Annotated in this window: 27 protein-coding genes; 18 read left to right on the top strand and 9 right to left on the bottom strand. The window is 65.9% G+C overall.

The features are described 5' to 3' along the window. Positions 1–12: 12 nt before the first annotated feature. From cydB to purT, 4 genes are all read right to left on the bottom strand, one after another. The gene (cydB, locus tag ACO6D5_RS10765; RefSeq protein WP_006224718.1) at positions 13–1167 is read right to left on the bottom strand and encodes a cytochrome d ubiquinol oxidase subunit II; all 1155 of its coding nucleotides are present in this window, start codon (positions 1165–1167) and stop codon (positions 13–15) included. A gap of 13 nt (positions 1168–1180) precedes the next feature. Further along, positions 1181–2755, bottom strand: coding sequence for a cytochrome ubiquinol oxidase subunit I (locus ACO6D5_RS10760; protein WP_485825360.1), 1575 nt, complete (start codon positions 2753–2755; stop codon positions 1181–1183). 130 nt (positions 2756–2885) lie between these two features. Beyond that, positions 2886–3431 (bottom strand): GbsR/MarR family transcriptional regulator, encoded by a 546-nt coding sequence (locus ACO6D5_RS10755; protein ID WP_006224720.1) that lies wholly within the window; start codon positions 3429–3431, stop codon positions 2886–2888. A gap of 282 nt (positions 3432–3713) precedes the next feature. Continuing rightward, positions 3714–4931 carry a formate-dependent phosphoribosylglycinamide formyltransferase gene (gene purT, locus ACO6D5_RS10750; protein ID WP_485825359.1) on the bottom strand — a complete coding sequence of 406 codons (1218 nt, stop codon included), beginning with the start codon at positions 4929–4931 and terminating at the stop codon, positions 3714–3716. A 104-nt stretch (positions 4932–5035) separates the two neighbouring features. On the opposite strand from purT, the gene ACO6D5_RS10745 reads away from it, so the two are divergent. From ACO6D5_RS10745 to ACO6D5_RS10705, 9 genes are all read left to right on the top strand, one after another. Further along, positions 5036–6025 (top strand): KpsF/GutQ family sugar-phosphate isomerase, encoded by a 990-nt coding sequence (locus ACO6D5_RS10745; RefSeq protein ID WP_485825358.1) that lies wholly within the window; start codon positions 5036–5038, stop codon positions 6023–6025. Further along, the gene (locus ACO6D5_RS10740) at positions 6022–6630 is read left to right on the top strand and encodes a KdsC family phosphatase (protein WP_081534199.1); all 609 of its coding nucleotides are present in this window, start codon (positions 6022–6024) and stop codon (positions 6628–6630) included. Before ACO6D5_RS10745 ends, ACO6D5_RS10740 begins: the two co-directional genes overlap by 4 nt. 37 nt (positions 6631–6667) lie before the next feature. Next, positions 6668–7300: an LPS export ABC transporter periplasmic protein LptC gene (gene lptC / locus ACO6D5_RS10735; RefSeq protein ID WP_485825357.1), complete on the top strand. Its 633-nt coding sequence runs from the start codon at positions 6668–6670 to the stop codon at positions 7298–7300. Next, on the top strand, positions 7297–7947 hold the full coding sequence (lptA, locus tag ACO6D5_RS10730) for a lipopolysaccharide transport periplasmic protein LptA (RefSeq protein WP_006224725.1): 651 nt from the start codon (positions 7297–7299) through the stop codon (positions 7945–7947). Before lptC ends, lptA begins: the two co-directional genes overlap by 4 nt. Before the next feature lie 33 nt (positions 7948–7980). Next, positions 7981–8775 (top strand): LPS export ABC transporter ATP-binding protein, encoded by a 795-nt coding sequence (lptB, locus tag ACO6D5_RS10725; protein WP_485825356.1) that lies wholly within the window; start codon positions 7981–7983, stop codon positions 8773–8775. 221 nt (positions 8776–8996) lie between these two features. Continuing rightward, on the top strand, positions 8997–9335 hold the full coding sequence (gene hpf, locus ACO6D5_RS10720) for a ribosome hibernation-promoting factor, HPF/YfiA family (protein ID WP_006216296.1): 339 nt from the start codon (positions 8997–8999) through the stop codon (positions 9333–9335). Between the two features lie 378 nt (positions 9336–9713). After that, positions 9714–10169, top strand: coding sequence for a PTS sugar transporter subunit IIA (locus ACO6D5_RS10715; protein ID WP_006224727.1), 456 nt, complete (start codon positions 9714–9716; stop codon positions 10167–10169). A gap of 21 nt (positions 10170–10190) precedes the next feature. Further along, complete coding sequence (gene hprK, locus ACO6D5_RS10710) at positions 10191–11117, top strand: HPr(Ser) kinase/phosphatase (RefSeq protein ID WP_006216298.1); 927 nt, start codon at positions 10191–10193, stop codon at positions 11115–11117. A gap of 22 nt (positions 11118–11139) precedes the next feature. Continuing rightward, complete coding sequence (locus ACO6D5_RS10705; RefSeq protein ID WP_485825355.1) at positions 11140–12573, top strand: aminotransferase-like domain-containing protein; 1434 nt, start codon at positions 11140–11142, stop codon at positions 12571–12573. A 7-nt stretch (positions 12574–12580) separates the two neighbouring features. Here the strand turns inward: ACO6D5_RS10705 and ACO6D5_RS10700 are convergent, their stop codons facing one another. After that, a complete protein-coding gene (locus ACO6D5_RS10700) occupies positions 12581–13864 on the bottom strand; it encodes a cytochrome c (protein WP_485825354.1) in 1284 nt (427 codons plus the stop codon). Between the two features lie 12 nt (positions 13865–13876). Then, positions 13877–14635, bottom strand: a complete 759-nt coding sequence (locus tag ACO6D5_RS10695; RefSeq protein ID WP_485825353.1) for a c-type cytochrome — start codon at positions 14633–14635, stop codon at positions 13877–13879. A 186-nt stretch (positions 14636–14821) separates the two neighbouring features. Between ACO6D5_RS10695 and rapZ the strand changes: the two genes are divergently transcribed. After that, on the top strand, positions 14822–15694 hold the full coding sequence (gene rapZ / locus ACO6D5_RS10690) for an RNase adapter RapZ (protein WP_315846132.1): 873 nt from the start codon (positions 14822–14824) through the stop codon (positions 15692–15694). Then, positions 15691–16647, top strand: coding sequence for a septal ring lytic transglycosylase RlpA family protein (locus ACO6D5_RS10685; RefSeq protein WP_315140267.1), 957 nt, complete (start codon positions 15691–15693; stop codon positions 16645–16647). The genes rapZ and ACO6D5_RS10685 overlap by 4 nt, the downstream gene beginning before the upstream one ends. Positions 16648–16678: 31 nt before the next feature. On the opposite strand, the gene ACO6D5_RS10680 is transcribed toward ACO6D5_RS10685, so the two are convergent. Further along, positions 16679–17263 carry a methylated-DNA--[protein]-cysteine S-methyltransferase gene (locus ACO6D5_RS10680; RefSeq protein ID WP_315847292.1) on the bottom strand — a complete coding sequence of 195 codons (585 nt, stop codon included), beginning with the start codon at positions 17261–17263 and terminating at the stop codon, positions 16679–16681. Positions 17264–17266: 3 nt separating this feature from the next. Next, positions 17267–18202, bottom strand: a complete 936-nt coding sequence (gene rsmI / locus ACO6D5_RS10675; protein ID WP_315847293.1) for a 16S rRNA (cytidine(1402)-2'-O)-methyltransferase — start codon at positions 18200–18202, stop codon at positions 17267–17269. Positions 18203–18272: 70 nt separating this feature from the next. Here rsmI and ACO6D5_RS10670 point away from each other — a divergent pair, with 70 nt between their 5' ends. The 4 genes from ACO6D5_RS10670 to ACO6D5_RS10655 all read left to right on the top strand — a co-directional run bounded on the left by ACO6D5_RS10670 (position 18273) and on the right by ACO6D5_RS10655 (position 20695). Next, positions 18273–18755 (top strand): YraN family protein, encoded by a 483-nt coding sequence (locus tag ACO6D5_RS10670; RefSeq protein ID WP_315847294.1) that lies wholly within the window; start codon positions 18273–18275, stop codon positions 18753–18755. A gap of 115 nt (positions 18756–18870) precedes the next feature. Beyond that, entirely contained in the window at positions 18871–19464 is a 594-nt protein-coding gene (locus ACO6D5_RS10665) for a phosphoheptose isomerase (RefSeq protein ID WP_006224736.1), read from the top strand. After that, positions 19461–20204, top strand: coding sequence for a BON domain-containing protein (locus tag ACO6D5_RS10660; RefSeq protein ID WP_315847295.1), 744 nt, complete (start codon positions 19461–19463; stop codon positions 20202–20204). Before ACO6D5_RS10665 ends, ACO6D5_RS10660 begins: the two co-directional genes overlap by 4 nt. Further along, positions 20201–20695 (top strand): peroxiredoxin family protein, encoded by a 495-nt coding sequence (locus ACO6D5_RS10655; protein WP_006224738.1) that lies wholly within the window; start codon positions 20201–20203, stop codon positions 20693–20695. The genes ACO6D5_RS10660 and ACO6D5_RS10655 overlap by 4 nt, the downstream gene beginning before the upstream one ends. A 150-nt stretch (positions 20696–20845) precedes the next feature. Here the strand turns inward: ACO6D5_RS10655 and ACO6D5_RS10650 are convergent, their stop codons facing one another. Beyond that, positions 20846–21634, bottom strand: a complete 789-nt coding sequence (locus ACO6D5_RS10650; protein WP_315847296.1) for a MetQ/NlpA family ABC transporter substrate-binding protein — start codon at positions 21632–21634, stop codon at positions 20846–20848. A 264-nt stretch (positions 21635–21898) separates the two neighbouring features. On the opposite strand from ACO6D5_RS10650, the gene argB reads away from it, so the two are divergent. The 3 genes from argB to slmA all read left to right on the top strand — a co-directional run bounded on the left by argB (position 21899) and on the right by slmA (position 24326). Continuing rightward, positions 21899–22801, top strand: coding sequence for an acetylglutamate kinase (gene argB, locus ACO6D5_RS10645; protein WP_315847297.1), 903 nt, complete (start codon positions 21899–21901; stop codon positions 22799–22801). A gap of 148 nt (positions 22802–22949) precedes the next feature. Further along, positions 22950–23696, top strand: a complete 747-nt coding sequence (locus ACO6D5_RS10640) for a pyrimidine 5'-nucleotidase (protein WP_485825352.1) — start codon at positions 22950–22952, stop codon at positions 23694–23696. A 54-nt stretch (positions 23697–23750) separates the two neighbouring features. Continuing rightward, complete coding sequence (slmA, locus tag ACO6D5_RS10635; RefSeq protein ID WP_315847299.1) at positions 23751–24326, top strand: nucleoid occlusion factor SlmA; 576 nt, start codon at positions 23751–23753, stop codon at positions 24324–24326. Positions 24327–24593 lie beyond the last annotated feature (267 nt).

Genomic DNA, 24593 nt, shown 5'->3' with positions numbered 1-24593 from the left:
GAGGCTCCTTTATCAGTAAGAGTTGGGCGTGTCGCCCACGGAATCATGGGTGACCTTGCCGCGCATCACGCGATACACCCAGGCGGTGTAGAGCGTCACGATCGGCAGGAAGATGACCACCGCGATCACCATGATCCACAGCGTCAGGTGGCTGGACGACGCGTCCCAGACGGTCAGGCCGGCTTGGGGATTGGTCGACGAGGGCATCAGGAACGGGAACAGCGAAAAGCCCACCGTCAGGATGACCCCGGTGATCGACAGCGCGGACGCCAGGAACGACAGGACGTGCGCACGAACGCTCAACAGCAGCAGCACCAGCACCGCGCCGGCCACGCCCAGCGCAGGCGCGATCCACATCAGCGGCCATTTTGCGTAGTTGGCCATCCAGGCGCCGGCCTGCACGGCCACCGTCTTGAGCATGGGGTCGGACGGGCCCTTCATGTCGACCGCGCTGGTGATGACGTGGCCGCTCAAGCCGCCCGCCACCCAGAAGCCGCCTGCGACAAACAGCGCCACCGTCAGCAACGCCAGCAGACGCCCCCAATTGCGGGCCCGGGACGAAATGGGGTCTTCCGTGCGCCAGGCCAGCAGCACCGCGCCGTGCATGGCCAGCATCACCACGCTCAGCACCCCGCACAACAGGGCGAACGGCGTGAAGAGCTGGTAGAAATGCCCCTCGTACACCATGCGCAGCGCCGAGCCCTGGAACGTGAAGGGCACGCCGAGAATGATGTTGCCGACCGCCACGCCGAACACCAGCGAGGCCACGACGCCCGAAAAGCACAGCACGCCGTCCCAGCTGTTGCGCCAGCGGGTGCCTTCCATCTTGCTGCGGTACTTGAAGCCCACGGGCCGCAGGATCAGCGCGATCAGCGCCAGCATCATCGCCAGGTAGAACCCGGAGAAGGACGCGGCGTACAGCAGCGGCCAGGCGGCGAAGATCGCGCCGCCCGCCGTGATCAGCCAGACCTGGTTGCCTTCCCACACCGGGCCCACCACGTTGATCACCACGCGGCGCTCGGCGTCGGTCTTGGCCACCACGGGCAGCAAGGCGGCCACGCCCAGGTCGAAGCCGTCCATGACGGCGAAGCCGATCAGCAAGGCGCCCAGCAGCGCCCACCAGATCACGCGCAAGGTGCCATAGTCAAAAGGAATAAGGGTATCCATCTGCTTCTCCCCCTCAGGCGCGCACGGCGGCGCGCACAGGATCGGCGGCGGCGTTGCCCGCCACCGGCCCATCGGATTTCGGACCCGCCTTGATGGCGTGCAGCATCACCTTCACGCCGATGATCAAGAGAACCGTGTACAGCACCAGGAAGATAGCCAGGCTGATCGCCAGGTCTGCAATCGTCAGCCCGGATGCGGCGTAATACGTGGGCAGCACGCCTTCGATCACCCAGGGCTGGCGGCCGTATTCGGCCACGAACCAGCCGCTTTCGATGGCGACCCAGGGCAGCGGCAGGCTCCACAGCGCCACCTTGAGCAGGCCGCGGCGGCTGTCCAGCCGGCCGCGGGACGCCAGCCAGAAGGCGACGCCAAAGAACAGGATCAGGTACATGCCCACCGCCACCATGATGCGGAACGCCCAGAACAGCGGCGCCACGTTGGGCACAGTGTCGATCGCGGCCTTCTTGATATCGGCTTCGGTGACCTTGCTCATGTCCTCCTGGTAGCGCTTGACGAGTAAGGCGTAGCCCAGGTCCGGCCAGGTCTTGTCGAAGGTCATGCGCGCATCCGTGTCCTTCGGATTGGCGCGGATCTTCTGCAAGGCCTCGTACGCGACCATGCCGTCGCGGATGCGGTTTTCGGCGCGCAGGATCAGGTCGTCGATGCCCAGCAGCGGCGTGGTCAGGGACCGCGTGCCGATGATGCCCATGACGTAGGGGATCTCGATGGCGAAGTCGTTCTTGCGCTCGGCCTGGTTGGGGATCGCGATCAGGTTGAAGGACGCGGGCGCGGGTTCGGTGTGCCACATGGACTCCATCGCCGCGATCTTCATCTTCTGGTGTTCAGTCGTGAGGTAGCCGCTTTCGTCGCCCAGCACCACGACCGACAGCGCGCCGGCCAGGCCGAAGCTGGCTGCCACCGCCATCGAACGCTTGGCCAGGTCGGTATGGCGACCCTTCAGCAGATACCAGGCGCTGATCGACATCACGAACATGGCGCCGGCGACGTAGCCGGCGCTGACCGTGTGCACGAACTTGGCTTGCGCCACCGGGTTGAAGATCACCGCCGCGAAGTCGGTCATCTCCATGCGCATGGTGTCGGGGTTGAAGATCGCGCCCACCGGGTTCTGCATCCAGCCGTTGGCGATCAGGATCCACAGCGCCGAGAAGTTCGTGCCGAACGCCACCAGCCAGGTCACCACCAGGTGGCTGACCTTGGACATGCGGTTCCAGCCGAAGAAGAACAGGCCGACGAAGGTGGCTTCCAGGAAGAAGGCCATCAACCCTTCAAGCGCCAGCGGCGCGCCGAAGATGTCGCCCACATAGTGGCTGTAGTAAGACCAGTTCATGCCGAACTGGAATTCCATCACCACGCCGGTGGCGACGCCAAGCGCGAAGTTGATGCCGAAAAGCGTGCCCCAGAACATGGTCATCCGCTTCCAGATGGGGCGGCCGGTCATGACGTACACGCTTTCCATGATGGCCAGCATGAACGACAGGCCCAGCGTGAGAGGGACGAACAGGAAGTGGTAAAGCGCGGTCGCGGCAAACTGGAATCGCGACAGATTTACGACGTCGAGATCAATCATTGGGGCGCTCCCAAGCAGTTGAGGTGCCGCGGCAACCGGCATGGTTCCCAGGCCGTCTCTCGCGCCATGTTACGGGCGTTGGATACAACTTCATAGAGGTTTCCTGAAAAATCGGGGCGCATGGGGGGATTTAGCCCTTGCCCCGCAATTTGCCGGCGAAGCCCAGCACTTTCTGCACTTGCGACCCCAGTCGCATGAGCTTTTGCACGGTCTCCGGGGGCAGGCGTTGAACCTCATCGAACCATCCGGAAGACAGTTCGATGAGCTCCAGCATTTCGGTCATGCGCTGCTGCGCGTAGGCGTCGTTGGGGCCCGAGGGCGTCTCGAGCAGGGTGTCACGCAGCAGGGTGAGGGTGGGATTGATTTCGCGTTTGCGCTTTTCTTCCATCAGGATGCGGAAGATCTCCCAGACGTCCTTGGGCGTCTCGAAGTAGTCGCGGCGGTCGCCCACTTGATGGATCAGCTTGACCAGCCGCCAGGACTGCAGTTCTTTCAACCCGAGGCTGACGTTCGACCGCGAAAAACCGAGGGTTTCGGCGATGTCGTCCGCGTTCAACGGTTCGGGGTGCAGGAACAGCAAGGCGTAGATCTGGCCGACGGTGCGGTTCACGCCCCAACGGCTGCCCATTTCGCCAAAGTGCAGCACGAAACGTTCGTTTTGAGGGGTGAGAACCATGAGTATCGGCGCCAGCAGGTCAGGACGGCGGCTTCGCTGATATACACAGTTACACCGCTTTCAGTAATTCCTGAAATTATCGAACAAACTGTGAGAAAGCGCAAACCACACTCCTGGAAGGGGTAATGGCGCAAATCCGTGTGGTTGGGCGCGGGGGCACTGGCGGGCCGGATGTGAGCGCTGCAGGCAGCCCAATACAAACAGCCACCGGCCGCGAAGCGGGTGGCTGCAATAGGGACGGCGCCCCGCAGGAGTTAAAAGGGACGGACTTTGCCCCCGGCGTCAGCCGGCCTTGACCGACACGGCGGCGGATACGCGCTTGGCCTTGGCGCGAGCGGTCGCCACGTCCTCGGCAACGGCCAGGCCCACGCCCATGCGGCGCTTGACGAAGGATTCCGGCTTGCCGAACAGGCGGATGTCGGTGCCGGACTCGGCCAGCGCTTCGGCCACGTTGTGGAACGTGACGGCGGCGGCATCCACCCCGCCGTAGATGACGCTGCTGGCGCCCGGCTGGCGCAGGGTGGTGTCCACCGGCAGGCCCAGCAGCGCGCGGGCGTGCAGTTCGAATTCGTTCTGGGCCTGGGTGATCATGGTGACCATGCCGGTGTCGTGCGGACGCGGGCTGACCTCCGAGAACCAGACCTGGTCGCCGGCCACGAAGAGCTCGACCCCGAAGATGCCCAAGCCGCCCAGGTCGGACGTGACCGCCAGGGCGATTTCCCGGGCGCGGGCCAGCGCGGCGGGCGACATGGGGTGCGGCTGCCAGCTTTCGACGTAGTCGCCGTCGACCTGCTTGTGGCCGATGGGCTCGCAGTAGCGGGTCTCGATCTTGCCGTCGGCGCCACGGGCGCGCACGGTCAGAAGCGTGATTTCGTAGTCGAAGCGGATGAAGCCTTCGACGATGGCGCGGCCCCCTCCAACCCGGCCGCCTTCCTGGGCGTAGCGCCAGGATTGCGCCACGTCATCGGCGCTTTTGATCACGGATTGGCCCTTGCCCGACGAAGACATGACCGGCTTGATGACGCACGGGTAGCCGATGCCGCCGTCGATGGCGGCGCGCAGTTCCGCTTCGGTATCGACAAACTTGTAGGGCGAGGTCGGCAGGCCCAGGGTTTCGGCCGCCAGGCGGCGGATGCCCTCGCGGTTCATGGTCAGCTGGGCGGCGCGCGCGGTCGGGGTGACGCGCGCCACGCCGGCCGCTTCCAGCTCCACCAGCAAACTGGTGGCAATGGCCTCGATTTCGGGGACAATAACGTGCGGCCGTTCCTGTTCGATGATCTTCTTCAGGGCGTCCGCGTCGGTCATCGAGACCACGTGCGCCCGATGCGCCACCTGATGGCCGGGCGCGTCGGCGTACCGGTCCACCGCAATGACTTCCACGCCCAGCCTCTGCAGGGCAATGATGACCTCTTTGCCCAATTCGCCGGATCCGAGCAGCATGACTCGGGTGGCCAGGGGGGACAGGGGCGTGCCAAGGACGGGGCTGGAAATGCTGGACATGGAGCGGGCCTGGATAGAAGGATTGAAAGCCGTTGAAAACAGCCGCCAGGATGCCATACGCCCCTGCCGGGGGCAAACCCGCATACTGATATTAAAATCCCCGCATGACTGATCATCCCACCACATCGTCCGATACCGCGCTGGCATCTGCGCGCAGAACGCTGCAAATCGAAAGTCAGGGTCTGCTGGACCTGTCCGCGCGGCTGGACGACACCTTTACGCAGGTCGTCGCCCTGCTGCTGGCGTGCCGCGGCCGCGTGGTCGTCACCGGCATCGGCAAGACCGGCCATATCGCCCGCAAGATCGCGGCGACGTTCGCCTCGACCGGCACGCCCGCCTTCTTCGTGCATGCCGCCGAGGCCGTCCATGGCGACCTGGGGATGATCACGCGGGATGACGTCGTCATCGCCGTCTCGTATTCGGGCGCCGGGCAGGAACTCCTGACCATCCTGCCCGTGGCGCGCCGCATGGGCGCCAAGCTGGTGGCGATCACCGGCAACCCCCAATCTGAACTGGCCCGGCTGGCCGACGTGCACCTGGACGGCAGCGTGGCCCAGGAGGCCTGCCCGCTGAACCTGGCGCCTACCGCCAGCACCACGGCAGCGCTGGCCCTGGGCGACGCCCTGGCGGTCGCCTGCCTGGAAGCCCGCGGCTTCGGCCCGCAGGATTTCGCAAGGTCGCATCCGGGCGGCGCCCTGGGCCGCCGCCTGCTCACCCACGTGCGTGACGTGATGCGGCACGGCGATGCCCTGCCGATCGTGCTGGCCGGCACCCCGGTATCCCAGGCGCTGGAAGTCATGTCCGCCAAGGGCATGGGCATGACCGTCGTGACCGACGCGCAGCACCGTCCTCTGGGCATCTTCACCGACGGCGACTTGCGCCGCCTGATCGCCCGGCACGGCGATATCCGCAGTCTGACCGTGGAGGCGGGCATGACCCGCTCGCCACGCAGCATCAACCCCGACGCGCTCGCCGTCGAGGCCGCCCAGCAGATGGACGAACAACGGCTCAACCATATGCTGGTGCTGGACAATGACGGCGCGCTGCTCGGCGCCTTGCACATGCACGATCTGATGGCCGCTAAAGTGGTATGACTATGAATCTTCCTGCTTCCGTGACTCACCCGGCCGAAGCGCTGGTCCTTGCCCGTATTCCCGCCACCGTGCGCGACCGCGCCGCGGCCGTCCGCCTGATGGTGTTCGACGTCGACGGCGTGCTGACCGACGGCAGCCTTTACTATGGCGAAAGCGGCGAACTGCAGAAGCGCTTCAACGCCCTGGACGGCCATGGCTTGCGCCTGCTGATGGAAGGCGGGCTGACGGTGGCGCTGATGACCGGCCGCTCGGGCCCCATCGTGGCGCGCCGCGCCGCCGAACTGGGCATTGCGGAAGTCACGCAAGGCGTGCGCGACAAAGGTGCCGCGCTGACAGAACTTGCACAGCGCCTGGGTGTCCAACTGAACCAGACCGGCTATATGGGCGATGACATCATCGACCTGCCGGCCATGCAGCGCGCCGGCTTCGCCGCCAGCGTGCCCAACGCCCCCGGCTATGTCAGCCAGGCGGCGCATTGGGTCTCGACGCAATCCGGCGGCAGCGGCGCGGTGCGCGAATGCTGCGACCTGCTGCTGGCTTCTCAGGGGCGCCTGGGCGCGTTCCTGGCAGCGCCGGGCCTGCTTGGCCCGGGCGCCATCCAATGACCCTCTTGAACACGCATACGCCTTTGCGGCGAACCTGATGAAAGAACGTTTCCCCTCACTGATCGCGCTGTTCCTCCTGCTGGTGCTGGTCACCAGTTCGTGGTGGGCGGCCGATTACGCGCAGCGCGCGATCCAGGTGGACCCGCCGCGGCGTCTCACGCACGAGATGGACGCGTGGTCGCGCAATTTCGTGATGCTGCGCACCGATCCGTCGGGGCGTCCCATCAACCGGCTGGAAGGCGAATACGCCGAGCACTTCCCCGACGATGACTCGTACCACATCACCGCGCCCCGCGCGGTGGGCCAGCGCGAAGCCAACCCGATCACCGTGGGCGTCTCCAAGACCGCGGTGATGGAGCAAGGCGGCAAGCGCATCGTCATGAACGGCGACGCCCACGTGCATCGCCAGCCCGACGCCAACAACGACATGCTGGACGTGCGCAGCCAGCAGTTGATTATCCTGCCCGATGATGACGTGGTCTTTACCGACCTGCCCGCCGAAGTGATCAAGGGCCGCTCGCGCATGAACGGCAAGGGCATGCACTACAACAACAAAACACGCCAATTGCAGGTATCCGCGTCGACGGACGTTGAAATTGCCGGTTCCGAAGGCAAGCAACAGCGCCGGACCGAGATACCCGCCAACAACTCTGACCAGAAGAAACCATGACCGACCTCCGGATTCTCCTTGCCCCGACGACCCGCCTGATTGGCGCCGTCCTGCTGACGGCGTCGGTGCTTGCGCCGGTGCACGCGCAGGACGCGGCCGCCAAGCCAGCGGCCGGCGCCAGCAAGGCGGCGACCCCCGCCGAAGAGCCCAGCACGCTGATCCTGTCGGACACCCTGCACTACGACGACGTGAAGAAGCAAAGCGTCTTCACGGGCAACGTCAACATGACGCGCGGCCTGATGACCCTGACCTCCGACACGCTGGAAATGCACGAGGACGCCCAGGGCGGCCAATACGGCACGGCCACCGCCAACAAGGGCAAGGTCGTGACCATCCGCCAAGAGCGCCCCGAGACGTTCGAACTGATCGAAGGCAAAGGCCTGCGCGCCGAATACGACGGCACCAAGAGCACCTTCGACCTGATCGGCCAGGCCGTCGTCATCCGCTACGTCTGTGGAAAACCGTTCGACACGATTCGCGGCGAACGGGTACGCTACAACGAGAAAACCGGCACGTACGAAGCCCAGGGCGGCCCCAATTCGGCCGCAGCCGGCGGCCGGGTCCGCTCGGTTGCCGAACCGCGCGCCAAGTCGGACGCGGCAGTCGCCGAATGCCGCAAGCAGCAAGCCGCCAAGAAAGGGCGCTGAGCCGCCCCCCATGCAACACCACTCGCAGCCACGATGAACCAACCTTCTGTGCCGACCCCCGTGACCTCCTCCCCCTCGGGGGTCAAGCAGGGCAGCCTGCGCGCAACCGGTTTGCGCAAGACCTATAACGGCCGGACCGTGGTGCAGGACGTCTCCCTGTCCGTGGTCAGCGGCGAAGTCGTCGGCCTGCTGGGCCCCAACGGCGCGGGCAAGACGACCAGCTTCTACATGATCGTGGGCCTGGTGCCCGCGGACGCCGGCCGCATCGAAATCGACGGCTCGGTCATTACGGCGATGCCGATCCACAAGCGCGCGCGCATGGGCCTGTCGTACCTGCCCCAGGACGCCTCCGTGTTCCGCCGCCTGACGGTGGAACAGAACATCCGCGCCGTGCTGGAATTGCAGGTCGGCGAGGATGGCCGCCCGCTGTCCACACCCAAGATCAACGAGCAGATGGAGTCGTTGCTGGAAGAACTCCAGATCGGCCACATCCGCAGCAATGCCGCGATCTCGCTGTCGGGCGGCGAACGCCGCCGCGTGGAAATCGCGCGCGCGCTGGCCACCGGCCCGCGCTTCATCCTGCTGGACGAGCCGTTTGCCGGCGTGGACCCCATCGCCGTCATCGAAATCCAGCGCATCGTCCGGTTCCTGAAGGGCCGCGGCATCGGCGTGCTGATCACCGACCACAACGTGCGCGAAACGCTGGGCATCTGCGACCGCGCCTACATCATCAGCGAGGGCAAAGTGCTGACCGACGGCCACCCCGATGAAATCGTGGGCGATCCGGCCGTGCGCCGCGTCTATTTGGGCGAGCACTTCCGCATGTAACAGGCACCTGGGGAAGACCCCTAGCCCCCTCTCGGGCAAGGGGCGATACGCCCCAGGCACTCCGCCATAAAAATGCCATGTTCTTGCGCTAGGTCAGCTTGTTTTATCGGCCCGAGTCTATACACTAGTACTTAACGAAGCCACCCAATCAAGGAGAACGCCTAACGACCTCACCGCGCATTTTGCGCACCCATTTTTCTCTTTTAGAAGGAGAGCACACTATGAACCTGAGCATCTGCGGTCGTCACCTCGACGTCACCCCGGCAATCCGGGAATATGTCATGAACAAATTGGCGCGAGTGCTGCGGCATTTCGATCACGTCATCGATACCCAGGTCATGCTCTCAGTAGAGCCCCTGCGGCATAGAGCCGAAATCACCATGCGTCTAAGCGGTAAGGACATTCATTGTGAAGCAACCGATGAAAACCTCTATGCAGCCATAGACCTTCTTGCTGACAAAGTCGACCGTCAGGTCATCAAGCACAAGGACAAGGTACGAAGTCACTCAGCGGAGTCCGTGAAGCGGCAAGCGGCGAGCCTCTCGCCACCCCAGCAGTAATGCGCTTCATGACCACTCGCCCTGGGCGATCAAGCTAAACAGCGATTGTAAAAATCCTGCCTAAGTCCCGGTGTCCCGCTAGACGTCCGTCCAGCCGGGGCATCGGCAAACTCCCCCGCGCTACCCCCCTCCTACGTCACTCCCCCACCAAGTTTTGTCCCTGAATTCGCGGAGCTTCCGGCGAATCGCCTGCGCGTTGTCGTTTTCTGGCTTTTCGCGCCAAAACGGGCATTTGAGGGCCGCTTTTGCGCTGGAATGCCCACAATCCGGCGTGATCAGTCTATGCTGTCGCTCTTGCCGTGCCGTCCTCCGCCCTCCTGATGGGCGGGGCGCGAGGCCAATTTATTGCACTGCGTCATATAACCATATAATGATCCGATGAATCATTTGTCGCGCATCCTACCCGCCGGCAACGTCGTGCTCGATATGCTCGCAACGAGCAAGAAACGGGCGTTCGAACAAGCTGGCCTTCTTTTTGAAAACAACCATGGCTTGGCACGCGCGCTCGTGTTCGACAGCCTGTTTGCCCGGGAACGTCTTGGCTCCACTGCCCTTGGGCAGGGCGTAGCCGTTCCCCACGGCCGCGTGAAGGGCTTGGAGCAGGCGCTGGCGGCATTCATCCGCCTGGCGCAGCCCATCACCTTCGACGCGCCCGACGGGCAACCGGTGTCGATGCTGCTCTGCCTGCTGGTGCCGGAAACGGCCACCCAGCAGCACCTGGACATCCTGGCTGAACTCGCTCAACTCATGTCCAACAAGGCATTGCGCGAGGCCCTGGCCACGGAGGCCGACCCGGCCATCGTCCACAAGATGCTCACGACCGGCCAACTCTGACCCCTCCGCGGAAACGCTGCCATGCTCACGGTGCAGGAACTCGTCGACGACAACGCCGACAAAATCCCCTTCAACTGGATCTCGGGCCAAGGCGCCGCTGACCGCGCGATTCCCGATGACGGCATGGCGGCGGCCGACCTCGTCGGCCACTTGAACCTGATCCACCCGTCGCGCATCCAGGTGTTCGGGCAGGAAGAACTGGCGTACTACACGCGGTTCGACCTGCGCCGCCGCATGCACCACATGGACGAGCTGCTGATCGGCGGCGTGCCCGCCATCCTGCTGGCCGACGGCCTGACGCCGCCGCAAGACCTCGTCGACCAATGCGACCAGCACCAGGTGCCGCTCCTGTCCACTCCGGTGGCAGCGGCCCAACTGATCGACCTGCTGCGCATCTACCTGGGCAAGAAGCTTGCGCCCACGACCACCGTGCACGGCGTCTTCCTGGACGTGCTGGGCCTGGGCGTGCTGATCACCGGCGAATCCGGCCTGGGCAAAAGCGAATTGGCGCTGGAACTGATTTCGCGCGGGCACGGCTTGGTGGCCGACGATGCCGTGGAGTTCTCGCGCACCGCGCCCAACATGATTGAAGGCCACTGCCCGCAGCTGCTGCAGAACCTGCTGGAAGTGCGCGGCCTGGGCCTGCTGGACATCCGCACCATCTTCGGCGAGACCTCGGTGCGCCGGAAGATGCGGCTGAAGCTGATCGTGCATCTGGTGCGCGCCACCGCGCAAGACAAGTTCGAACGCCTTCCCCTGCAGGACATCACGCAAGACATGCTCGGCCTGCCCGTGCGCAAGGTGATGCTGCAAGTGGCCGCCGGCCGCAATTTGGCGGTGCTGGTCGAAGCCGCCGTGCGCAACACGATACTCAAGCTGCGCGGCATCGATACGCTGGGCGAGTTCATGGAACGCCAGGCCATGGCGATCCTGCAAAGCAGCAAATGAACGCGCGTCGCCACGCGGCACCGTGAGCCTGTACGAAACCCTGGCCGCCGAGATCGCCAAATCGATCCGCGACGGCGTGATGCGCGTCGGCGACAAGCTGCCGTCGGTGCGCGACGCCTGCGCCGCGCGCGGCGTCAGCCCCTCCACCGTATTCCAGGCGTACTACCTGCTGGAGGCGCGCGGCCTGATCCGCGCCCAGCCGCGATCGGGCTACTACGTCCACGCCCCCGCGGAATCCCTGCCCCCTGAGCCGGGCGCGTCGTGCCCTGGCGGCGACTCCACTGAGCTTGCGATCAGTGAACGCATCTTCGACATCCTGGGTTCCGTGCGCAACCGCGACGTGACGCCACTGGGCTCCGCCTTCCCCTCGCCCCTGCTGTTTCCGCTGCCGCGGCTGGCGCAAGCGATGGCCGTGCACCTGAAACGCCACAACCCGCTGGATACCGTCGAAGACCTGAGCCCCGGCAATCCCGGCCTGCGGCGCCAGATCGCGTTGCGCTACCTGATCGGGGGCATCAATGTGCCCGCCAGCGACATCGTCGTGACCAACGGCGCGCTGGAGGCCTTGAACCTGTGCCTGCAGGCGGTCACGCAGCCGGGCGACACCGTGATCGTCGAGGCGCCCACGTTCTACGGCGCCTTGCAGGCGCTGGAACGGCTGGGGCTCAAGGCGCTGGAAGTGCCGACCCACCCCCGCACCGGCATCGACCTGGACGCGATGGACGCCGCCATCCAGCGGCATGCGCCCAAAGCGTGCTGGCTGATGACGCAATTCCAGAACCCGCTGGGCAGCCTGATGCCCGACGACAAGAAACGGCAACTGGTCGAATTGCTGGCGCGCCACGACATCCCGCTGATCGAAGACGACGTCTACGGCGAACTGTATTTCGGCGCCGCGCGACCCGTGCCCGCCAAGGCCTACGACAAGCAGGGGCTGGTGCTGCACTGCTCGTCGTTCTCGAAGTGCCTGGCGCCCGGCTACCGCATCGGCTGGGCAAGTGCCGGCCGCTACGCGCAACGCGTCCAGCGCCTGAAGCTGACATCCACCCTGTCCGCGTCCGGCCCCGCGCAAGGCGCGATCGCCGAGTACCTGGAACAAGGCGGCTACGACCGCCACCTGCGTCGCCTGCGCGAAACGCTGCAAACGCAGCAGGAACGCATGGCCGACGCGATTGCGCGCGAGTTTCCGGCCGGCACGCGCGTCACGCGTCCGCAAGGGGGATTCTTCCTGTGGTTGGAACTGCCCGCCGCGGTGGACGCGCTGGCCCTGCACCGCGACGCGCTGGCGCGCGGCATCAGCGTGGCGCCGGGCCCGATATTTTCCGCAAGCGGCCAGTTCGCCAGCGCCTTGCGCCTGAACTACGGCCATCCCTGGGACGCCGCCCACGACACCGCTATCCAGGTGCTGGGCGAACTGGCGCGGCAAGCCTGCGCGCGCGCCGCCCGGTCGGGCTAGCCCGGCGTCAGTTCAACGTCGATGCCGCCCGCGCCCGCTTGACCTCCAACGCGGTGACGCCACCGGCCTCGTTGCCCCAGCTATTGCGCAAGTAGGACACCAGCATGGCGATATCGTTGTCGTTCAGGACCTGCCCGAACGGCGGCATGCCGTGCGGCCGCGGATTGGCGGCGGTTGCTGGCGCATAGCCGCCGTCGAGCACCATGCGTATCACGTTGACCGGCGACGGCGCCGTGACCGTGGGGTTGCCCGCCAGCGCCGGCCAGGCGGTGCCGCTGCCCTCGCCCTTGGCCTGATGGCATTGCGCGCATTGCTGTTCGTAGATCTTGCTGCCCAGCTCCATCGCGGCTGGCGCCGCCGCCACCTTCTGCCGCTGCGTGGAGGCCAGCGTGGCCGGCAACGACTTGATGTAGACGCCGATCGCCAGCGCGTCGTCGTCGGTCAGGTGCTGCGTGCTGCCCAGCACCACTTCGGCCATCGGGCCGCTGGCGCTGGAGTGCGCCGAAATGCCGGTCTTGAGCAAGGCCGCGATATCGGCCGCCGTCCAGCGGCCCATGCCCGTCTGCATGTCGTTGGTAAGCGGCGGCGCATACCAGTCCAGTACCGGAATGACGCCACCCGTCAGCGACTCCGACGAGCGCGTCGCGCCCAGGCTGTTGCGCGGGGTGTGGCAGGCGGCGCAATGCCCCAGGCCTTCCACCAGGTAGCGCCCGCGGTTCCATTGCACCGACTGGCCCGCATCGGGCTCTTGCACGCCCGGCTTGAAATACAGCGCGCGCCACGCGGCCAGCAAGGCGCGCTGGTCGTAGGGGAAGTCAAGTTCGGGCGGGCGGTTGGGCTGGCTGACGGGCGCCACGCTGCGCAGGTAGGCATAGAGCGCGTCGGCATCGGCGCGCGTGACGCGCGTGTATTCGGTGTACGGGAAGGCCGGATACAGCAACGTGCCGTCTTTGGACTTGCCGTTATGCAGCGCCTGCCAGAAGTCGTCGGCGGTCCAGGTGCCGATGCCCGTCTTGTCGTCGGGCGTGATATTCGGCCCGTACACCGTGCCGAACGGCGTCGGGATGGGCGTGCCGCCGGCCAGCGCCTTGCCGCCCCGGCTGGTGTGGCAGGCCATGCAGTTGCCCGCCAGCGCCAGGTAGCGCCCGCGCTCGATCAGCGTGGAGGCGTCGGCCGAGACCGCGGCTGGCCCGGTGCTGGTGTCATCGCGCGTGCCCAGCCAATACAGGCCGCCCGCGGTGACGGCCGCCGCCAGCAACACCACACCCAGGATTTTCTTCAGCAGTTTCATTGGGGCCCCCTATCAGCGTTGCGCCTGGCTGCCGCATTCGGCGGGCAGGCGTAGCGATCCGGCGGCCTCGGGCGCATAGGGCTCGACGACCGGTTGCGACGACAGCCACGCCGCCAGGGCGCCGATGTCGGTGGGGGTGAGTTTGTCGGCGATGTCCGCCATGCAGTCGGGCGCGGCAGCGCGGCGCAGGCCGTTCTTCCAGCTGCCGATCTGCGAGCCGATGTAGTCGCGGGGCAAGCCGAGCAAGCCCGGGATGGCCGGCATCAGGCCGCTGAGGGCTGCGCCATGACAGGACGCACAGGCAGGCAGGCCGCGGGCCGCGTCGCCGTGCAAGGCCAGCGTGCGACCGGCTTCCATCGTGGCGCTGGAGACCGGCGCGCGCGTGGGCGCCGGATACGGCACGTGCTGTTCGGAGAAATACGCGGCCATCTCGCGCAGGTAGTCGTCAGGCAGGCCCGCCAGCAGATGCGCCATGGGGCGGTACTGGCGCCGGTCGTCGCGGAAATTCAGGAGTTGGTGATACAGGTATTCCTGCGGCTTGCCGGCTAGGCGCGGGTAGTAGCCGTCAGTGCCGGCCCGGCCCTGCGCCCCATGACAGGCCGTACAGGCCGCCACCCGGGCTGCCATGGTGTCGGGGCGCAACGTGTCTTGGGACGCCGGCTGCGCCAGCGCGGACGTTGTCATAAAGGCAACAACGGCCGTGGCCATCACGCGGAAAATCGCCCCAAACCGCGGCAGTGAAACACTACGAAAGGAAATGAGGGCTAACATCTAGGTCGAATTCCAATCCCCCGAAGCGCATGACGGCGGGGCGCGTAAGTGAATCGATCAAAGTATCCGGCCCCAAGCTTACGCCAGGGCAGTCGAAACGGTACAGGCGCAGATTCCCAGTTTACGGCCATATCAGATGCCATCCCGCCGGCATCGTCCTGGAAAAAGCGTGCCACAATCATGTCCATGTTGAAAGTCGTCCTTGTCACCGGCATCTCAGGCTCAGGCAAATCCGTTGCGCTGCGCATGCTCGAGGATGCGAGCTACACCTGCGTCGACAACCTGCCGGTCCGCTTCCTGACCGAGTTCATCGCCAACGCGCGCGACGACGGCCTGGAGCGCGTCGCCGTCGCCATCGACGTCCGGTCTCCGGGTGAATTGGCGGAACTGCCCGACGTGGTCACGGCCCTGCGCGCCATGGGCACCAGCCTGCGCGTGGTCTTCCTGGACGCCAACACTGCCACGCTGGTGCAGCGCTACTCCGAATCCCGCCGCCGCCATCCGCTGACCGACCGCCTGCAGCGCGGCGGCACCCCGCCGTCGCTGACCGATTGCATCGCGCTGGAGCGCGAACTGCTGGCGCCGCTGCGCGAGCAAGAGCATGTGATCGACACCTCGGACCTGACGCCCGGCCAATTGCGCGCCTGGGTCCGCGACCTGATCCAGGCCGACCGCGCGCCGCTGGTGCTGACGTTCGAATCCTTCGCCTACAAGCGCGGTGTGCCCGGCGACGCCGATCTGGTGTTTGACGTGCGCTGCCTGCCCAACCCGCACTACGACCGCAACCTGCGTCCGCTGACCGGCCGCGACGAGCCCGTGGCCACCTGGCTGGCCGGGTACGAGCAGGTCGGGCAGATGATCGACGACATCGCCGGCTTCCTGAACCGCTGGCTGCCGCAATACACCCAAGACACCCGCAACTACCTCACCGTGGCGATCGGCTGCACTGGTGGCCAGCACCGCTCGGTCTATGTGGTCGAACAGCTGGCGCTGCGCTTTGCCGACCACGATCCCCTGCTGGTGCGCCACCGCAACCAATTGCCCGTCGAATCCGCATGACCCTGTCCCGCCCGCTCCACCTGATCCTGATGCTGTTGCTGGCCATTGCCGTGGCCGGATGCTCTTCCACCGGTGGGCGCAAAAAGGGCGGCGGGTATTACAAGGACGACGGCCCGGACGCCAATCCCCCGTCCAACCTGGACCAGGTGCCCGACGCGGTGCCGCGCATCGAACCCTACGCCAGCGGCGCCAACCGGCCATACGTGGTGTTCGGCCAGCGCTATGTGCCCGACACCAGCGGCCAGCCGTACAAGCAGCGCGGCATCGCGTCCTGGTACGGCAAGAAGTTCCACGGCAATTCCACGTCCATCGGCGAGTCCTACGACATGTACGCCATGACGGCCGCCCACACGACGCTGCCGATCCCCAGCTATGCGCGCGTCACGAGCCTGGTCAACGGCAAGACGATCGTCGTGCGCGTGAACGACCGCGGGCCGTTCCATAGCGACCGGATCATGGATCTGTCGTATGTCGCCGCGTACAAGCTGGGCATCATCGGGCCGGGCAGCGGTCAGGTGGTGGTAGAGAGCATTCCCCAGGAAGAGATCCGGCGCCTGGCCTCGCAAGGCGCGCCGGCCGCGCCGGAACCCGCGTCGGCCACGGGCTCGATGCCGGTGATGGCGCCGGTGGCCGCCACGCCCGTCGCGCTGACGGCCGAGCCGCTGCCGGGCCCCGCGCCGGGCTCCGCGCCCGTGCGCCAGGCCCCGTCGGGCGGCGCCGGCACGGTCTATCTGCAAGTGGGCGCGTTCAGCCAACCGGCCAACGCGCAGTCGCTCGTCGCCCGCATCAATTCGCAATTGGGCGCGGCGGGCGCGCCGCCCGCCCAGGTGGAGCAATCCAACAACCTGTACCGCGTCAGGATTGGACCCTACCCCGATCGGCAGAGCGCCATGAACGCCGTGCAGCTGGTCTCGGACCGTATCGGCATCCTGCCGAGCATCGCCACGCAATAAGCGAGGGGTCCGCCGGCGTCGGCCTATAGGCCTACCAGGGCAATTCGGCCTGCCCGTCGCAGACGCGGCGCGCACGCGCGTTGCGGCTGACGTACCGGTTGCCTTCGTGCGCCAGCAGCGCCTGCTTGCGCGGCAACCCGCCGCCGAATCCGGTCAGCGACGTGTCGGCCCCGATCACGCGGTGGCAGGGGATGATGATGATGATCGGATTGCGGCCGACCGCGCCGCCGACCGCCTGGGCGCCCTTGGGCCGCCCCACGGTGCGCGCCAGATCGCCATAGCTGGCGAGCTTGCCGAAATCCAGTGCGCACAGCGCGTGCCAGACCTTGTGCTGGAACGTCGTGCCGATCGGGTCGAGCGCCACGTCGAACCCTTGGCGCTTGCCGGCGAACCATTCTTCCAGCTCGCGCCGGGCCTGCTCCAGGATGGGATCGGTTTCCGTATGCGTCCAGCCTTCAGCCGAGGGCAGCAATTCCTGATCGGTGAACCACGCGCCGCGCAGGCCCTTGGGGCTGGCCACCAGGCGCAGCTCGCCCAGCGGCGTGGCCATGTCACGGTAAGCGATCGGTTCGAGGGGATCGGCGGGCTTGTTCGCCACGACCGTTGAATACACCATGCCTTACTCCGACGACTTCTTGCGGGCCAGCGCCCGGTTGTACAACACGTCGCGGGCCACGCCCGTGACCTTGGCGGCCACGCGGGCGGCGTCGCGCACGGACATCGATTCCAGCAACGCGTCCAGCAGCACGTCGGTGCGCGGGTCGGCTTCCTCGTCGATGTCTTGACCGGCCTGGGCGTGCGCGATCAGCACGAATTCGCCTTGTTCGCGGTGCGAGTCGGCCGCCAGCCAGGCCGCGGCGTCGCCCAGCGTAAGGGTGGCGATCTCTTCAAACCGTTTGGTGAGCTCGCGCGCCACGGTCAGTTGGCGGTCGGGGCCGCAGACTTCCAGCAGGTCGGCCAGGGTGGCGGCCAGCCGGTGCGGCGATTCGAACATGACGACAGGCGCAGGCAGGGCGCACCATGAGCGCAGCCAGCGCTGGCGGGCCACGGCCTTGGGCGGCGGAAAGCCCGCAAATGCGTAGGCCGGATTTTCGTCGGTAGTGACGCCGCTACCCATCAAGGCCGCGATCACTGCACTGGGGCCCGGCACCGGCACGACGGTGAAACCGGCCTCGCGCACGGCGCGCACCACGCGGGCGCCCGGATCGCTGACGGCGGGCGCGCCCGCATCCGACACCAGCGCCACGCGCTGGCCCTGGGCCAGGCGTTCACAGATGGCCTGAGCGGCGGCGGCCTCGTTGTGGCGGTGGGCCGCCATCAGCGGCGTGCTGACGCCCCAGGCGTCCAGCAAGGTACGGCTGGCGCGCGTGTCTTCGGCCGCGATCACATCGGCGCGTTGCAGGGCATGCCAGGCCCGCAGCCCCAAGTCGCCCAGATTGCCGATCGGCGTGGCTACCACGTACAAGGTCGACGCGGGCCAATGCTGCCCGGCCACGCGTTCGGCAACGCGGCTCCAGGCATCGCCGGCAGGCGGGGGTGAGACATTTTGATTCATTGCAGCCTACTGACTCGGAAAACCATGTCAGTGTAGCCGCCAATGCTCGCCTATTTCGGAAGCCCCCCCCATGACGGACGACACCCTGCGCCTGGCCTGTGAACTGGCGCTGGCGGCCCGCCGACGCGCGGACAAGCGCCGCCGCCGCGCCCGGCAGCGCGCTGCTGCCGACGACGCGCCCCCTCGCCGCTCGCCCATGCAACGCCGCGGCGACCAGCACGAAGACGCCGCGCTGCGCCTGTTGCAGGCCGAGGGCCTGGTGCTGCTGGCGCGCAACCTGACGACGCGGGCGGGCGAGATCGACCTGGTCATGCGTGACGGCGACACGCTGGTCTTCGTCGAAGTCCGGGCCCGGGGACCCACGCGCTTTGGCGGCGCCGCGGCCAGCATCGGCCGCGACAAGCAGGCCCGGCTGGCCCGCGCCGCGGCGCAATGGCTGCCGGAACTGGCCCGGCGCCACTGGCACGGGAGGCCGCCACCGGCGCGCTTTGACGCCGTGGTGTTCGACGCCGGCCAGCCGCAATGGCTGCGCGGCGCGTTCCTGCTGCCCTGATCCCGATTGCCGCGTGGCGCCTTCCGTCACCGGCCCGGCGCCTCCGTAACGCCCTGCCGCAACGTCGTTACGCATCGACAGAACAGCGCGACCGCCCCGTGAGATAATCGCTCCCATGGATATGACCTCTCGTATGACGTCGCACTTTCGCGACGCCATGGCTGCGTGCGAACAAAGTATGAACGTCCTGGCCGAACCGCTGGCAGTGGCGGTGGACGTGCTATTCGGCGCCCTGGCGAACAACGGCAAGATTCTGGCTTGCGGCAACGGCGGATCCGCTGCGGACGCACAGCATTTCATCGCCGAACTGGTAGGCCGCTTTGAACGCGAACGCCTGCCGCTGGCGGGCATCGCGCTCAATACGGACACCGCGATCCTCACCGCCGTCGGCAACGACTACGGCTTCGACGAAATCTACGAGCGCCAGGTCAACGCCTTTGGCCAGGCCGGCGACGTCCTGGTGGCGATCTCCACCAGCGGCAATTCCCCCAACGTGGTCCGCGCCATGGAAGCCGCCAGTGCGCGCGAAATGCACGTGCTGGCCCTGACGGGCAAGGGCGGCGGCGTCATGGGGGAACTCATTACGCCCATGGACGTCCATCTATGTGTTCCCAGCGATCGCACGATGCGGATCCAGGAAGTCCATATTCTGCTGCTGCACGCACTGTGCGACGGTATCGACGCTCTTCTGCTTGGAGACACCGAATGATTTCTGACGTCAGAACCGCAGTCCGCCCCCTGATGCTCGCGGCCGCGCTGTCCACCGCGGTGCTCTCGCTCGCGGCCTGCGCCCCGCTGATCGTGGGCGGCGCCGCCGCCACCACGGCGGTCGTGGTCACGGACCGCCGCACGTCAGGCATCCAGCTTGAAGACCAGAACATGGCCTTCAAGGCGCAAAGCCAGATCTCGCAGAAATTGGGTGATACCGCGCGGGTCAACGCCATGGCCTATGGCGGCCACCTGCTGCTGACGGGCGACGTCCCCACCGAGGAAGCCAAATCCCAGGCAACCGCCATCGCGCAAGGCGTCGAGAACGTCAAACAAGTGATCAACCAGCTGAATGTGGGCCCGATCGCCTCGTTCGGCACCCGCTCGAACGACACCTGGCTGACCTCCAAGGTGAAGACTGCGCTGATCAACACCAAGTACGTGCCGTCCGGCACCATCGCGCTGACGACCGACCACAGCGTCGTCTACCTGATGGGCAAGGTCACGCAGGCCGAGGGTGAGTATGCCGCCAACGCCACTGCGGACGTGGGTGGCGTGGCCAAGGTGGTTAAACTGTTCGAGACCATCAGCCGCGAAGAAGCGATCCGGCTGTCCAACAGCAGCACCCGAGACGCCTCCACCGAAACCAAAGCGCCCATTCAAAGCGGCGCCGGCGCAGCACCCAGCGATAACAACGCGGCCGGCACGAGCAATGGCGTTGAAGCGATGCCCATCAAATGAAAAAAGCCATCGTAGCCCTGGCCGTGCTGGTCGCGGTCGGCATCGGCGCCTGGTTCGTCTGGCGCCCCGCCCAGACGGCGCCCGACGTCACGTTCACCACGCTGGAAGGCAAGACCTTCTCGATGCAGGACCTGCGCGGCAAGGTCGTCCTGGTCAAATTCTGGGCAACCAGCTGTGTGACCTGCGTGAAGCAGATGCCGGAAACCATTGCCGCCTATAAAGAGTATGCCGCCAAGGGCTACGAGGCCGTGGCGGTCGCCATGGATTACGATCCGCCCAACTTCGTGCTGAACTTCGCCGAACAGCGCAAGCTGCCCTTCCCCGTGGCGCTGGACACCAAGGGCGACATCGCGCGCGCCTTCGGCGACATCCGCCTGACGCCCACGGCGTTCCTGATCGACAAACAGGGACACATCATCAAGCGCTATCTGGGCGAATACGATGTGGCCGAATTCCACGCCACCGTGGAAAAGGCGCTGGCGGCAGGCTAAGGCCCGCAGCCTCTGCCGCCTAAGAAGACCGCCCTTTGGGCGGTTTTTTTTGCCTGGCCGAAGGCATTGCCCTGCCGCCTGGCTGCCACCGTCCAAAGAAAAACCGCCCGGCAGGCGGGCGGTTCTTGCGGTAGAGCGCGGTGAACGGGCTTAGAAAGCCGGGACCACGGCGCCCTTGTACTTTTCCTGGATGAATTTCTTCACTTCGGGGGTATGCAGGGCATCGACCAGCTTCTTGATGCCGGGCGCATCCTTGTTGTCCGTGCGGGTCACCAGGATGTTGGCGTAGGGCGAATCGGCGCCTTCGATGAACAGCGCGTCCTTGGTCGGCACGAGACCGGCTTCCAGCGCGTAGTTGGTGTTGATGAGCGCCAGGTCGACGTCATCCAGCGAACGCGGCAGCATCGCGGCTTCGAGCTCGCGGAATTTCAGCTTCTTGGGGTTCTCGACCACATCGGCGGCAGTCGCCAGGATGTTGGACGGGTCCTTCAGCTTGATCACGCCCTGCTTTTGCAGCAGCGCCAACGCGCGGCCGCCGTTGGACGGGTCGTTCGGGATGGCGACGGTGGCGCCGTCCTTGAGTTCGGCCAGGCTCTTGATCTTCTTGGAGTAGCCGCCGAAGGGCTCGACGTGGACCAGCGCCACGGGCACCAACGTGGCCTTGCGGTCCTTGTTGAACGAATCCAGGTAGGGCTTGTGCTGGAAGAAGTTGGCGTCCAGCTGCTTGTCGACCAGTTGCAGGTTGGGCTGCACATAATCGCTGAACACCTTGATGTCGAGCTCGACGCCCTGCTTGGCCAACTGCGGTTTCACCACTTCCAGGATCTCGGCATGCGGCACCTGGGTCGCGCCCACCACCACTTTTTCAGCATGAGCGGCATTGGCCGCCACCAGGAAAGCCGATGCCGCGAGGGCAGCGCGGACGAAGTTCAAACGCATGTGTTGCCTCTTATAGGGATAAAAATGGGGGCCGATGTCCACCCGGATGCGGATTCGCCCCCTTTTGCGGGGCGCCGCGTTCTCGAAAACGCCCCCAATTTACCTGAATGCCGGTTATTTGTCGGGCATATGGACATAGGTTTTAGGCATATGAAACGCGGGGGTACTACAATCCGTCGTATGCTTGCGCTACCGCGTCCCGAACGCGATTTTGTGCAGGCATTTTTTCTAACCACTCTTACTTATTTTGCCGACTTAGCTGCCATGACCGACACCCCCGACCCTGCTGCCGTTTCGTCCCCCGCTGTCAAAGCCGCTGTGCTGTCTGAAGCACTGCCGTATATCCGACGATTCCACGGCAAGACCATCGTGGTCAAGTACGGCGGCAACGCCATGACGGAAGAGCGCTTGCAGCGCAGCTTCGCGCACGACGTCGTGCTGCTCAAGCTGGTGGGTCTGAACCCGGTGGTCGTCCACGGCGGCGGTCCGCAGATCGACGACGCGTTGCGCCGCATCGGCAAGCAAGGCACCTTCATCCAGGGCATGCGCGTGACCGATGCCGAGACCATGGAAGTGGTTGAATGGGTGCTGGGCGGCCAGGTGCAGCAAGACATCGTCATGATGATCAACGAAGTCGGCGGCAAGGCCGTGGGCCTGACCGGCAAGGACGGCGGCCTGATCCAGGCTCAGAAGAAGCTGATGGCCAACAAGGACAATCCCAGCGAACCGATCGACATCGGCTTCGTGGGCGACATCACGCTGGTCGAGCCGGCCGTCGTGAAGGCCTTGCAGGACGACCAGTTCATCCCCGTGATTTCGCCCATCGGCTATGGCGAAGACGGCACGGCCTACAACATCAACGCCGACGTCGTCGCCGGCAAGATGGCCGAAGTGCTGGGCGCTGAAAAGCTGTTGATGCTGACCAACACCCCGGGCGTGCTGGACAAGGCCGGCAAGCTGCTGCGCAGCCTGTCCGCCCAGACGATCGACGAGCTCTTCGCGGACGGCACGATCTCGGGCGGCATGCTGCCCAAGATCTCGTCGGCGCTGGACGCCGCCAAGAATGGCGTGAACTCCGTGCACATCGTCGACGGCCGCGTGCCGCACTGCCTGCTGCTGGAAATTCTGACCGACCAGGGCGTCGGCACGATGATCAGCTCGCACTGATGTCCCTTCCGCAGCGCTCCGCGCTTCCCCCCAGGAGGCGCTGCTGCGGACCGGCGGAGCCGGCGCCGCACCGCCCGAATTGGGTCGGCCCGTATTGGGACGGCCCGGATCGGGTCGGCCTTGCCATCCCTTGCCGGCGGTGCGCCTGATGCGCGCCCAGCGTCAATTGTTGCGGCCGGCGGTGCGCATGCGCCGCTCGCGCCGCATGGCCACAGGCGTTTCCGAACGCCTGTGGCTGTTCGATCTGGACAATACGCTCCACGACACCTCGCACGCCATCTTCCCCAAGATCGACCACGGCATGACGATGGCCGTGGCCGAGGCCTTGAACGTGGACATCGACACGGCCAACGACGTGCGTCGGCTGTACTGGAAGCGCTACGGCGCCACGATGATCGGCATGGTGCGGCATCACGGCGTGAACCCGCACGACTTCCTGCACCGCAGCCACGACTTCGACGTGAACCCGCTGGTTCGCGCCGAAAAGGCGCTGGCCTACAAGCTGCGTCAACTGCCCGGCCGCAAGGTGCTGTTGACCAACGCGCCGCTGCATTACGCCCGCGCGGTGCTGTCCCGCCTGGGCATCCTGCGCCAGTTCGACAGCCTGTGGGCCATCGAGCACATGCGCCTGCACGGCGAATTCCGGCCCAAGCCGTCACCCGCCCTGCTGCGCTACGTGCTGGCCCGCGAAGGCGTGCCGGCGCACCGCGCGGTCCTGGTGGAAGACACGCTGGCCAACCTGCGCGGCGCGCGCCAGGCGGGCGTGCGCACGGTGCACGTCTATCACCCCGGTACGCCCTTTTCACGCGGCCGTTCGCACCGCCCGGCCTACGTCGACTTGCGGGTAAACTCCGTCAGTGATTTGTTGTTACGCCGACGTCCCCTGCGGGGATAGCGGCGCGCTCCTCCCCCCATTCACCGTCAAGCCTGCGCGAGAGCAGTCCCTTCCATGGCGAGCAAACCCGGCGAGCGCAAGACCCAGATTCTGCAGACACTGGCCGAGATGCTGGAGCAGCCGCATGCGGCCCGCATCACCACGGCCGCCCTGGCCGCGCGCCTTGAAGTGTCCGAAGCCGCACTCTACCGGCACTTCGCCAGCAAGGCGCAAATGTTCGAAGGGTTGATCGAATTCATCGAAACCAGCATCTTCACGCTGGTGAACCAGATTGCCGCCGCCGAACCCTATGGCGTGCCGCAAGCGCACAAGACCGTCTCCATGCTGCTGACCTTCTCGGAACGCAACAAGGGCATGACGCGGGTGCTGACCGGCGACGCGCTGGTGACGGAAGACAACCGGCTGCAAGAGCGCATCAACCATATCAATGACCGCATCGAAACGTCGCTGAAGCAGTCGCTGCGCATCGCCATCACGGACGGCGGCCTGGCCCCGGACGCCAATGTGGCCGCGCATGCCAGCCTGCTGACGCACCTGGTGCTGGGCCGATGGCTGCGCTATGCGCAGAGCGGCTGGCGCGTGGCGCCCACGCTGCACCTGGATGAGCAGTTGCGGCTCACGCTGGGTTGAGCCGCGCATTTGCGCCATAACACGAACGAATTAACGTAGAACTGTCGCGGCCACCCTGGCTGTCCCGGCACAATTAGTGTGCATCTACGCAACATTCCAAGACTTGCGACCAACGAGGGCGGACGAGCATAATGCCCCAGATGGGTTTTCCACAAGCGCAAATCTTCTTCGGTTTGACCCACATCAATACGGGTTTTCCTCAATGCCGTCACGATCATCCTGTAGCACCGACACATCGAATTGAATAAACCCGTGCTCGCGGGGAAT

It is taken from the genome of Achromobacter sp. (assembly GCF_057314935.1).
The sequence above is the reverse complement of the archived record's forward strand: the minus strand, read 5'-3'. Positions and strand labels throughout refer to the sequence as shown.